At 74.2% G+C, this 12,250-nt stretch carries 7 protein-coding genes; 6 read left to right on the forward strand and 1 reads right to left on the reverse strand.

All coding sequences use genetic code 11. The features are described 5' to 3' along the window. Nucleotides 1-10: 10 nt before the first annotated feature. From O2W15_RS14135 to ilvC, 5 genes are all read left to right on the forward strand, one after another. On the forward strand, nt 11-2,650 hold the full coding sequence (locus O2W15_RS14135) for a putative bifunctional diguanylate cyclase/phosphodiesterase (RefSeq protein WP_269179859.1): 2,640 nt from the start codon (nt 11-13) through the stop codon (nt 2,648-2,650). Beyond that, the gene (locus tag O2W15_RS14140; RefSeq protein WP_269179860.1) at nt 2,647-5,418 is read left to right on the forward strand and encodes a putative bifunctional diguanylate cyclase/phosphodiesterase; all 2,772 of its coding nucleotides are present in this window, start codon (nt 2,647-2,649) and stop codon (nt 5,416-5,418) included. The genes O2W15_RS14135 and O2W15_RS14140 overlap by 4 nt, the downstream gene beginning before the upstream one ends. A gap of 249 nt (nt 5,419-5,667) precedes the next feature. Further along, on the forward strand, nt 5,668-7,626 hold the full coding sequence (locus tag O2W15_RS14145) for an acetolactate synthase large subunit (protein ID WP_269179861.1): 1,959 nt from the start codon (nt 5,668-5,670) through the stop codon (nt 7,624-7,626). 2 nt (nt 7,627-7,628) lie between these two features. Further along, nucleotides 7,629-8,153, forward strand: a complete 525-nt coding sequence (ilvN, locus tag O2W15_RS14150; RefSeq protein ID WP_036340025.1) for an acetolactate synthase small subunit — start codon at nt 7,629-7,631, stop codon at nt 8,151-8,153. Between the two features lie 102 nt (nt 8,154-8,255). After that, nucleotides 8,256-9,281 carry a ketol-acid reductoisomerase gene (gene ilvC / locus O2W15_RS14155; RefSeq protein WP_269165330.1) on the forward strand — a complete coding sequence of 342 codons (1,026 nt, stop codon included), beginning with the start codon at nt 8,256-8,258 and terminating at the stop codon, nt 9,279-9,281. A gap of 80 nt (nt 9,282-9,361) precedes the next feature. On the opposite strand, the gene O2W15_RS14160 is transcribed toward ilvC, so the two are convergent. Then, complete coding sequence (locus O2W15_RS14160) at nt 9,362-10,363, reverse strand: hypothetical protein (RefSeq protein ID WP_269179862.1); 1,002 nt, start codon at nt 10,361-10,363, stop codon at nt 9,362-9,364. Between the two features lie 159 nt (nt 10,364-10,522). On the opposite strand from O2W15_RS14160, the gene serA reads away from it, so the two are divergent. Next, nucleotides 10,523-12,124, forward strand: a complete 1,602-nt coding sequence (gene serA / locus O2W15_RS14165) for a phosphoglycerate dehydrogenase (protein WP_269165328.1) — start codon at nt 10,523-10,525, stop codon at nt 12,122-12,124. Nucleotides 12,125-12,250: the final 126 nt, after the last annotated feature.

The raw sequence follows: 12,250 nt of genomic DNA on the forward strand, positions 1-12,250 counted from the left end.
CAGTCCTGGGGTGGAGCGGACACGCCGGTGGCGGGCACTTGGGTGGCTGGTCGCCGTCCCGGTGCTCACCGGGGCCGCGGGCGGTGCCGCCCCGCTGGCCGCCGACCTGCTGCTGTGCGCTGCCGCGCTGGTCACCGCCGGGCTGCTGTGGCGCGCCGGGGGCCGCCTCTCCGGCGGCCTGCGCGGCTGGCGGCTGCTCTCCGTCGCCGTGCTCCTCGGGCTGGGCACCAGCCTGTTCGCCGGGCTGCTGCCCGACCCTCCGCCGGAGGGCGTGTTCGACGCCGCCGGGCGACTGGTCCAGCTGCCGGCGGCGCTGCTCGCGCTGGTCGCCGTCCTCACCCTGCTGTCCCGGGGCAGGCTGCGCCGTGGCGGTGCCCGGCTGGCCACCGAGACCGCCCTCTTCTTCTGCGCCTCCCTGGTCCTGGCCCAGGTGCTGGTGGTCGGACCGGCGATGCGGACCCAGCCCCTGGACGGCGCGGACCGCGTCGTCCTGGAGGTCGCCTGCCTGGTGACCGCCTCGGTGCTGTCCGCCGTCCTCCTGGTGATCGCGGCGTCCGCCGGGCCGCGGCGGTGCGCCGGCGCCCTGCTGCTGCTCGCCGCAGCGACCTGGGCGACCACGCACGGCCTGGCGATCGCCGGCGAGGAGCTGCACCTCGCCGCCCTGGACGGCGCCGCACCCGCCGGTGAGCTCGTCGCCCTGCTGCTGGTCTGCGTGGCGGCGGTGCGTGATCCGGGCGCCCACGCCGAGGCGCCGCCGACCCGGGCCAGTGCCCGGCTCAACGTGGTCGGTCAGCTGCTCCCGCACCTGGTGACCGTGGCCGCCGGGGTCGTCTACCTCGGTGCGCCGCTGTTGGGTGCCGATCCCTCCCCGGCCGCCACGGTCGCCCTGCTGAGCTGTCTGTCCCTGACCGCCGTCCACCGCGCCACCGCCGCCCGGGTCGAGCACCGGGTCGCCGCGCGGCTGCGCCGGAGCGAGGCCTACTTCCGCTCGCTGGTCCGCTCCAGCAGCGACGCGGTGCTCATCCTCGACGGCGACCTGCGGATCGGCTGGGCGGCTCCCGCGGTGGAGCCGGCCGACGAACCGGGCCTGCGGGGCCGGCTGCTGCCGCACGTCGTGCACCCGGAGGACGCCGCCGAGGTGACCGCCTGGCTCACCGGCGAGGGGTCGGACGGGGACGTCAGCGGGCTGCGCTGCTTCCGGCTGGCCGACCGCACCGGCGCCTGGCGGGTCTTCGAGGCCGGGGTCAGCGACCTGCGCGGGGACGCCGACGTCGCGGCGCTCGTGCTGCACTGCCGCGACGTCACCGCCCGGCTCGACCGTGAGCACGAGCTGCGCTCGCTGGCCTTCGTCGACCCCCTCACCGGGCTGCCGAACCGGGCGGCCCAACGGCTGGCCCTGGCCGGGCTGCTGGCCGGTCCGGACGACGCGCCGACCGACGCCGCGCTGCTGCTGGTCGAGCTGCACGGCCTGCGCGAGGCCCTCGACAACGCCGGCAGCGAGGTCGTCGAGACGACGCTGGGCGAGGTCGCCCGCCGGCTGCGCGCGACCGTGCGCGGCGAGGACCAGGTGGCCCGGGTCGGCACCGAGCTCTTCAGCGTGCTGGCGCACGGGACCGGGGACGAGCACGACCGGCTCGCCGACCGGTGCCTCGCGGCGATCGAGGCGCCGATCGTGACCGACGCCGGGATCGTGGACCTGTCCGGGGCGGTCGGGCTGGTGTCGCTGGAGCGCGGGCTGACCGAGGAGCAGGCGGTCGACCGGGCCGAGCTCGCCGTCGTGGACGCCCGGTCGGCCGGCAGCGGCTCGGTGCGCCGGTACCGCGCTGAGCTGTCCGCGGCTCGCGACCGCCGGGAGCAGCTGCGCGAGGACCTGGTCGGCGCCCGGGAGCGCGGCGAGCTCGCCCTGGTCTGGCAGCCGATCGTCGCCCTGGACGACCAGCGGGTCACCGGGGTCGAGGCGCTGCTGCGCTGGCAGCACCCGCTGCACGGGGAGGTGCCGCCGGAGGAGTTCCTGCCGGTCGCCGAGCGGGCCGGGCTGGCGGTGGACCTGCAGCGCTGGGTGCTGCGCGAGGCGACCGCCGCTGCGCTGACCCTGCCGCGGGACCGTGGTGAGCTGAAGCTGGCGGTCGACGTCTCGGCCGCCCACCTCGCGGCCGGGACGCTGGTCGGTGACGTGACGGCTGCCCTGCGGGACAGTGGCCTGCCGCCGGAGAGACTGGTGCTGGAGATCGCCGAGTCGATCCTCGAGGTCGATGCGCTCGCCGACGACGTGGCGGCGTTGCGGCTGATGGGCGTGCGCCTGGCCCTGGACGACTTCGGCAGCGGGCGCTCCTCGCTGCCCGCGCTCGGCCGGCTGCCGGTCGACATCATCAAGCTGGACCGGAGCCTGCTGTCCCGGGTGGACCGGGACCCCTACAGCCGGGCGGTCTGCCAGGCCGTGGTCACGCTGGCCGCGACCCTGGGCATCGACGTCGTGGCCGAGGGCGTGGAGACCACCAGCCAGCTGACGGTCCTGCGCGGCCTCGGGTGCGGGTACGCCCAGGGGTTCCTGCTCTCCCGCCCGGTCGGGCTGACCGGACTGGTGCAGCTGCTGGAGTCCGACACCGGGCGGCTGTGGCCCGGGCTGACCGGTCGGGTCGGCGCCTCGTGACCGCACTGCCTGCGTCGTCGGCCGGCGTGCCGGCGCTGCCCCTCGTGCCCGCGGTGGCGCGCTGGCCCCGGGCGGCGGTGCTGTCCCTGCTCGGCGCGGTCGCCGTCGGCCTCGCCCTCGTGGAGACGGCCTGGCCCGCGGCCGCGGCGCACACGGCACCGGCGGTGCTCAGCGCGGCGTCGCTGGCCATCGGGGTGCTCGTGGTGCGGCACGCGATGCGGCTGGACCGGGAGTCCGCGGCGCCCTGGCGGGCGTTCGCCGTCCTCGCCGGTCTGCTGACGCTGGGCGAGGCGATCGCCGCCGTGCGCGGGGTCGGGGTCAACGCGGTGACCGCCGGGCCGCAGGACGTCCCGCTGGTGGCCGCGGTCCCGTTCGCGCTGCTGGGCTGCGCCCGGCTGATCCGGTCGGCCACCATCGGGATCGGTGCCCGGGTGGCGCTGGATGCGGCCGTCGCCCTGGTCGCGCTGTCCGCGCTGGCCGAGATGGTGATCGGTGCCGCGCTGGACCGGACGGCCGACTCCGTCGACGACCTCATGGCACACGGCTACCCCGCCGCCGGGGTGGTGCTGTGCACCGTCGGGCTGGTCACCTTCGCGGGGGTGGGGCAGGCCCGGCGGGCCGCTGCCGGCTGGCTGCTGGGCTGCTTCGCCGCGGTGGCCGTGGTGACCGTCAGCGGGGCCATCGCCGTGGTCCGCCCCTCCGTCGTCACCGACGTGGTGAGCGGCACCGCCTGGCTGGCCATGCTGGGCTTCGGCACCCTCGCCATCGCCGCCGACCCGGGACGGTCCACCGACCCGGACGAGCCCCCCGAGGTGCCCCTGCTGGGCGTGGTGGTCAGCTACTGCGCCGCCTTCGGCGTGGTGCTCGTGCTGCTGGTCGGCCGGATCGGCGGGAGGTCGATCCTGCCGGTCGAGGCGATGGCCGCGGCCCTGCTGCTGCTGCTCACCTTCGCCCGCACCCTGGTGTGGGCGGCGGACGGCGCCCGGCTGACCCGGCAGGTGCTGCGCACCGAGGCCTACTTCCGGACGCTGGTGCACAGCGCCGCCGACGTCACCATCGTCCTGGACCACCGCGGTCGGATCACCTGGGACTCCACCGCGGGCCGGCACCCGCACGGCTGGTCGGCGCGCGACCTCGAGGGCCGGCAGCTGGTGGAGTTCGTGCACGGCGAGGACCGGGCCGAGCTGGCGGCAGTGCTGACCACGGGCGCCGACCCGGGGCAGAGCCGCGGGCGGGTCTTCCGGCTGCGCGGCAAGGACGGGAGCTGGCGGTCCTACGAGACGGTGCGGGTGCTCGCCTCCGGTGACCTGCGGCGCCCCGACGTCACCGCCCCCGAGCTGGGTGGCGGCGGGCTGGTGCTGTACCTGCGGCACGTCGACGAGCGCCGGCACAGCGAGCTCGAGCTGGAGCGGATGGCCTACACCGACTACCTCACCGGGCTGCCCAACCGGGCCCGGCTGATGGCCGCGCTGGCCGGCGCCCGCAGCCGGGCCGCGGAGGGGGAGGCCTCGTGCCTGCTGCTGCTGGACCTCGACGGCTTCAAGGCGGTCAACGACATCGCCGGGCACGAGGCCGGTGACCTGCTGCTGACCGAGGTCGCCGACCGGCTGCGCGCCTCCGTCCGGGACCGGGACCTGGTCGGACGGCTCGGCGGTGACGAGTTCGCCGTCGTCGTGCGGGCCGACCTGGACGAGGCGACGGCGCTGGGGGAGCGGATCATCGCCGAGCTGGCCGGTGTCCACCGCTCGGTGCCCACCCCGGGCGCGGACCCGGACCTGGTCTTCGACGTCTCCTGCAGCATCGGGGTCACCGAGCTGGCCCCGGCCGACGAGGTGCCGGCGACCATCCGGCACGCGGACCTGGCCCTGCGTGCGGCCAAGGCCGCCGGCAAGGGGCGGGTACGTCGGCACGGCGAGACCGCCGACAGCGCCACCGTCCGGCGCACCAGGCTGGCCCGCGACCTGCCCGACGCGCTGTCCCGGGGGCAGCTCCGGCTGGTCTACCAGCCGGTCGTCGGCGTCGCGGAGCGCCGGGTGCTGGGCGTCGAGGCGCTGGTCCGCTGGGACCACCCGGTGCTCGGTGAGGTGTCGCCGGAGGAGTTCGTGCCGCTGGCCGAGGACGACGGGCTGATCGTGCCGCTGCAGCGGTGGGTGCTGGACCAGGCGACCGCCGAGCTGGCCGGCCTGGTCCGCGCGGGCCGCGACCTGCGACTGGGGGTGAACATCAGCGTGCGGCACCTGCAGTCGGGCAGCCTGGTGCCCGACGTCGCCGCCGCTCTCGCGCGGGCCGGGCTGCCGCCGCAGCGGCTCATGCTGGAGGTGACCGAGTCGCTGTTCATCGGTCAGCCGGACCGGGCCGACGGCGACCTGCAGACGCTGCACGACATGGGGTGCGTCATCTCCCTCGACGACTTCGGGCGGGGGTACTCGACCTTCGCCTACCTGGCCCGGCTGCCGGTCGACGTGCTCAAGATGGACCGGGAGTTCCTCGCCGGCATCGCCGAGGACGCGCGCAGCGCCGCACTCGTGCACAGCGTCATCGAGCTCGGGCAGCGGTTGTCCATCGACGTCGTCGCCGAGGGCGTGGAGACCCCCGAGCAGCTGGCGGCGCTGCGCGACCTCGGCTGCCGGTACCTGCAGGGCTTCCTGCTGGGCCGCCCGACCAGCCCCGCGGAACTGCCGGCGGTCATCGACGCGTTCGACCCGGACCTGCTCGACGTCGTGTCCGGACCGGTGTCGGCGGCGACCGCCGTCCCAGGAACCGTCTAGGCCCATCCCACGACGTGGGACGTCGCGGTTGACGTGGTCGTGCTGCGGGGCGCACAGTGTCCTCGTGCCACGCACTCGTCTGCTCGTAGCGATCCACTAGCGCGCCGGTCCCTCCCGACCGACGCGCCACCCCTCCGTGCCAGCCGGCACGAGGGGTTTTTTGTTGGCCGGGCACCGCCTGGCCGACTCCCCGCCCACCGACAGGCGTCCGCCGCAGCACCCCACCCCGCGCCCAGGGAGATCGTCGAGATGAGCACCACCAGCACCGGCCGCACCGCCGCGGCCCACCCCTCGTCCGCAGCCGGCCCCTCGGTCGGCCCGGCTCCTGGTGCCGGTCCCGCGCCGGCCACGGCCGTCGTCCCCAGCGAGGCCGCCGCCCAGGCCACCCTCGGGGTGGAGACGACCGCCCGGTCGATGGCCGAGGCCGCCGCGGAGCCGGCTTCCGGCATCACCGGTGCGCAGAGCCTGGTCCGGTCGCTGGAGGCGGTCGGTGTCGAGGTGGTCTTCGGCATCCCGGGCGGGGCGATCCTGCCGGCCTACGACCCGCTGTTCGACTCCGCGCTGCGGCACGTGCTGGTCCGGCACGAGCAGGGCGCCGGGCACGCCGCCACCGGGTACGCCCAGGCCACCGGCCGGGTCGGCGTCTGCATGGCCACCTCCGGTCCCGGCGCGACGAACCTGGTCACCCCGCTGGCCGACGCCTACATGGACTCGGTGCCCATGGTCGCGATCACCGGGCAGGTGCCGACCGCCGCCATCGGCACCGACGCCTTCCAGGAGGCCGACATCCGCGGCATCACCATGCCGGTGACCAAGCACAACTTCCTGGTCACCGACGCGGCGGAGATCCCGCAGAAGATCGCCGAGGCCTTCCACCTGGCGAGCACCGGGCGCCCCGGGCCGGTGCTGGTCGACATCCCCAAGGACGTCCTGCAGGCCACCACCGACTTCAGCTGGCCGCCGAAGATCGACCTGCCCGGCTACAAGCCGACCACCCGCCCGCACGGCAAGCAGGTGCGCGAGGCCGCGGCGCTCATCGCGGCCGCCCGTCAGCCGGTCCTCTACGTCGGCGGCGGCGTCCTCAAGGCCGGTGCCGCCGAGGAGCTGGCCGAGCTGGCCGAGCTGACCGGCGCCCCGGTGGTCACCACGCTGATGGCCCGCGGGGCCTTCCCGGACAGCCACCGGCAGAACCTGGGCATGCCGGGCATGCACGGCAACGTCACCGCGGTCACCGCGCTGCAGAAGGCCGACCTGCTGGTCGCCCTGGGCGCCCGCTTCGACGACCGGGTGACCGGCGAGCTGTCCAGCTTCGCCCCGCACGCCGCCGTCGTCCACGCCGACATCGACCCGGCCGAGATCGGCAAGAACCGCAAGGCCGACGTCCCGATCGTCGGCGACGCCAAGGCCACGATCATCGAGCTGGTGTCCGCGCTGCGCGCCGAGCACGAGGCTGGGCGCACCCCGGACCTGGACGCCTGGTGGACGCAGTTGGAGGACTGGCGCACCCGGTACCCGCTGGGCTACGACTGGCCCGAGGACGGGATGCTCTCCCCGCAGTACGTGATCGAGCGGCTGGGTGCCATCGCCGGCCCGGACGCCATCTACGCCTCCGGGGTCGGGCAGCACCAGATGTGGGCCGCCCAGTTCGTCAAGTACGAGAAGCCCGGCACCTGGCTCAACAGCGGTGGCCTGGGCACCATGGGCTACGCCGTCCCGGCCGCGATGGGCGCCAAGTACGGCATGCCCGGCACCACCGTGTGGGCGATCGACGGCGACGGCTGCTTCCAGATGACCAACCAGGAGCTGGCCACCTGCGCCATCGAGGGCATCCCGATCAAGGTCGCCGTCATCAACAACGGCAACCTCGGCATGGTCCGGCAGTGGCAGACCCTGTTCTACGAGGGCCGCTACTCCAACACCCACCTGAACACCCACGGTGGCAAGGAGGGGGCGGCCCGGCAGGTCCGCATCCCCGACTTCGTCACCCTCGCCGAGGCGCTGGGCTGCGTCGGGCTGCGCTGCGAGTCCAAGGACGACGTCGACGCGGTGATCGAGAAGGCCATGGCGATCAACGACGCGCCCGTCGTCATCGACTTCATCGTCGGCTCTGACGCCCAGGTGTGGCCGATGGTCGCCGCCGGCAAGAGCAACGACGAGATCCTGGCCGCGCGCGACGTGCGCCCGGTCTTCGGAGAGGGACAGGTGTAGGGATGACGAGGCACACGCTCTCGGTCCTGGTGGAGAACAAGTCCGGCGTCCTGGCCCGGGTCTCGGCGCTGTTCAGCCGGCGCGGGTTCAACATCGAGTCCCTCGCCGTGGGGCCGACGGAGAACCCGGACCTGTCCCGGATGACGATCGTGGCCGACGCCGAGGCGCAGCCGCTGGAGCAGATCACCAAGCAGCTGAACAAGCTGATCGAGGTGATCAAGATCGTCGAGCTGGACACCGCCGCGGTGCAGCGTGAGCTGCTGCTGGTCAAGGTGCGCGCGCCGCTGGCCGACCGCGCCCAGGTGCTGCAGACCGCCGAGCTCTTCCGCGCCCGGGTGATCGACGTCAACACCGACACCGTCACGCTCGAGGCCACCGGCACGCCGGACAAGCTGCAGGCGCTGCTGGCCGTCCTCGCACCGCTCGGCATCAAGGAGATGGCCCAGTCCGGCACCGTCGCCCTGGGCCGCGGACCGCGGTCGATGAGCGGCGCCGGTACCTTGCGCCCGGTCGAGCGCTCCGCCTGAAAGGACCCCCTCCTCCTCATCCCTCGCACGCTCGGGACGAGCCTCTGGAGGGGGCCGCTGAACTCATCCACGAACGAACCGAACCGAAGGAGCACGAACCGCATGGCCGCCGAGATCTTCTACGACGACGACGCCGACCTCTCGATCATCCAGGGGCGCACCGTCGCCGTCCTGGGCTACGGCAGCCAGGGCCACGCCCACGCGCTGTCGCTGCGTGACTCCGGCGTCGACGTCCGGGTCGGCCTGCCCGAGGGCTCGAAGAGCCGGGCCAAGGCCGAGGCCGAGGGCCTGCGCGTGGTCACCCCCGCCGAGGCGTCCGCCGAGGCCGACCTGATCATGATCCTCGCCCCGGACCACGTGCAGCGGACGCTGTACGCCGAGTCGGTCGAGCCCAACCTGCAGGACGGCGACGCGCTGTTCTTCGGCCACGGCTTCAACATCCGCTTCGGCTACATCAAGCCCCCGGCCGGCGTCGACGTCGCCATGGTCGCCCCCAAGGGCCCCGGGCACCTGGTCCGCCGCGAGTTCAGCGACGGCAAGGGCGTGCCCTGCCTCATCGCCGTCGAGCAGGACGCCAGCGGCAGCGCCCAGGCCCTCGCGCTCTCCTACGCCAAGGGCATCGGCGGCACCCGCGCCGGCGTCATCAAGACGACGTTCGCCGAGGAGACCGAGACCGACCTGTTCGGTGAGCAGGCCGTGCTCTGCGGCGGCATGTCGGCGCTGGTGGCCGCCGGGTTCGAGACCCTCACCGAGGCCGGCTACCAGCCCGAGATCGCCTACTTCGAGTGCCTGCACGAGCTCAAGCTGATCGTCGACCTCATGTACGAGGGCGGCATCGCCAAGCAGCGCTGGTCGGTCAGCGACACGGCCGAGTACGGCGACTACACCTCCGGCCCGAAGGTCGTCGACGCCCGCGTCAAGGAGTCGATGAAGGAGGTCCTCGCCGCGATCAAGGACGGCTCCTGGGCCGCCGCCTTCATCGCCGACCAGGACGCCGGGGCGCCGGACTTCACGGCCAAGCGGGCCGCTGCGGAGGCGCACCCGATCGAGGAGACCGGCCGCAAGCTCCGTGGCCTGATGAGCTGGGTCAGCGCCAGCGACGACTACACCGGCACCGCCGCCCGCTGAGCAGGGCCCCCTCACGGGGGCGACACGACACGGCCCCCGCAGCGTCTGCTGCGGGGGCCGTGTCGCGTCCGGGGGAGGGGTCAGCGGGTGGCTGCCCGCTGCGCCCGGCGGGCGGCGAAGTAGCGGCCGGCCGGCTTGAGGCACACCAGCACGACGGTCGCGACCGCGGCGGCGACCAGCAGCAGGGAGAACAGGATGGCCCCGCCGTCCCCGTCGCCGAGGGCGCCGATGAGGGTCAGGCCGGTGAACGCGATGGCGATCGACCCGCCGACGATGAGCAGCACCCGGTTGCGGCCGGTCAGCGCCCAGACCGAGCCCCAGATCATCAGCACCGTCCACAGCACGGTGATCAGCCCGAAGGCCAGCGAGATCCCGCCGACCGCACCGAGCCCGCCGCCGGCGACGTCGAAGAGCTCCTCGTCGAAGCCCTCGGCGCCGGCGAGGGCCGCGGCGCCGAAGACGATCAGGAAGAAGCCGACCAGGACGCCGAACGCCGCCAGCACGAAGCCCAGGACGGCGGCGGTGATCACCGCGCCGGGGCGGGCGGTCGACGGGGGCTCCCCGTACCCGTACTGCCCGTAGGACTGGCCCTGCTGGCCGTACTGCTGCTGGCCGTAGGGGTCGGGCTGGCCGTACTGCCCGTACTGGCCCTGCCCGTACTGGCCCTGCCCGTACTGGCCCTGCCCGTACTGGCCGTACTGCGGTTGGCCGTACTGGCCGTACTGGGGTTGGCCGTACTGGCCCTCGCCGTACTGGCCCTGCCCGTACTGGGGCTGGCCGTACTGGGGTTGCCCGTACTGCGGTTGGCCGTACTGGCCCTGGCCCTGGCCCGTCCCGCCCTGGCCGTACTGCGGGTCCGGCTGCTCGTACGGGTTCTGGCCGGTCGGGGGCCCGTACGAGGGCTGGCCGTACTGCTGCTGGCCGTACTGCTGTTGGCCGTACTGCTCCCCGGGCTGGGAGTCCTGCCCGAACGCGGTGGAGCCGGTGTTCCCCGGGGCCGGCGGTGGCTCTCCCTCCTCCGGCTGCTGGCCGAACGGGGTCGTCTCGTGACGGCCCTGGGCGTCGTCCCGGTCGCTGCTCATGTTCTCCTCCGACGAGGCCGGTGGTACCGGCGCTTCGCCGCCAGCTTGGCGGTGCCGGCAGGGCCGGGCAAGCACGGGGGTCCGTCCGTGTGTCCACCCAGTGGGACCAGCGGACACCGGCGCGCCGCGGGGTGGGCGGCGTCCCTACGCTGTGGAGCCGTGACCACGACCACGCCCGTAGTCCTGATCGCCGAAGAGCTCGCGCCCAGCGTGTTGGAGGTGCTGGGAGGCGACGTCGAGATCCGCCACGTCGACGGCGCCGACCGGGGCGCCCTGCTGCCCGCGCTGGCCGACGCATCAGCCGTGCTCATCCGCTCGGCCACCCAGATCGACGCCGAGGCGCTCGCGGCGGCGCCGCAGCTCAAGGTCGTCGCGCGGGCCGGCATCGGCCTGGACAACGTCGACGTCCCCGCGGCCACCGAGCGCGGTGTCCTGGTCGTCAACGCCCCGACCTCCAACATCGTCAGCGCCGCCGAGCACGCCGTCGCGCTGCTGCTCGCCGCCGCCCGGCACATCCCGGCTGCCGACGCCTCGCTGCGGGACGGGAAGTGGGCGCGGTCGAAGTTCACCGGCGTCGAGGTCACCGAGAAGACCGTCGGCGTCGTCGGGCTGGGCCGGATCGGGGTGCTGGTCGCCCAGCGGCTGGCCGCCTTCGGCGTCACCCTGATCGCCTACGACCCCTACATCCAGCCCGGCCGGGCCGCCCAGCTCGGAGTCCGGCTGGTGTCCCTGGACGAGCTGCTGCGGGAGTCGGACTTCATCACCGTCCACCTGCCCAAGACGCCGGAGACCCTCGGGCTGATCGGCGCCGAGCAGCTCGCCGCCACCAAGCGCGGCGTCATCATCGTCAACGCCGCCCGGGGCGGGCTGGTCGACGAGGCCGCCCTGGCCGAGGCGCTGCGGTCCGGCCAGGTCGGTGCCGCTGGCATCGACGTGTACGCCAAGGAGCCCTGCACCGACAGCCCGCTGTTCGGGCTGCCGAACGTGGTGGTCACCCCGCACCTGGGCGCCTCCACCACCGAGGCGCAGGACAAGGCCGGCACCGCCGTGGCACGCAGCGTCCGGCTGGCGCTGCAGGGCGACTTCGTGCCTGACGCGGTGAACGTCCAGGCCGGCGGCATCGTCGCCGAGGACGTCCGCCCCGGGCTGCCGCTGGCCGAGAAGCTGGGCCGGGTGTTCACCGCGGTCGCCGGTGGGCTGGCCCAGTCGGTGCACGTGGAGGTACAGGGCAAGATCGCCGAGTTCGACGTCTCCGTCGTCCAGCTGGCGGTGCTGCGGGGCGTCTTCTCCGACGTCGTCGAGGAGCCGGTCACCTACGTCAACGCGCCGCTGCTGGCCGACCAGCGGGGCCTGGACGTCACCCTGTCCAGCAGCACCGAGAGCCCGCACTACCGCAACCTGATCACCGTGCGGGGGGCGATGGCCGACGGCACGGAGGTGACCGTCTCGGGCACGCTCTACGGCAAGAACCAGGTGCCGAAGCTGACCGAGGTCAGTGGTTTCGAGATCGACCTGGCCGCCGACGGCTACCTGATGTTCTTCGTCTACGCCGACCGGCCCGGCGTCGTCGGCACGGTGGGGGCCGCGCTCGGCGAGGCAGGGGTCAACATCGCCGGCGCACAGGTCAGCCGTACCACCCAGGGCGGCGAGGCGCTGATGGCCGTGACCGTCGACAGCCCGGTCAGCGGGGAGCTGCTGGCCGACATCGGTCAGCGGATCGGCGCCGGGCAGGCCCGGACCGCCGACCTCAACCCGAGCTGACCCGCTCGTCTCCTGCGCGACCACGGGCCGCGTCGTCCCTCCGGGGGCGACGCGGCCTCGTCGTGTCCGGGGTCGATCCGGCCGACTGGGCCGAACGGTGGTTGAGGGCTGATCCAACGTGTCATC

Source organism: Modestobacter sp. VKM Ac-2979 (genome assembly GCF_026967995.1).
Lineage (GTDB): Bacteria > Actinomycetota > Actinomycetes > Mycobacteriales > Geodermatophilaceae > Modestobacter.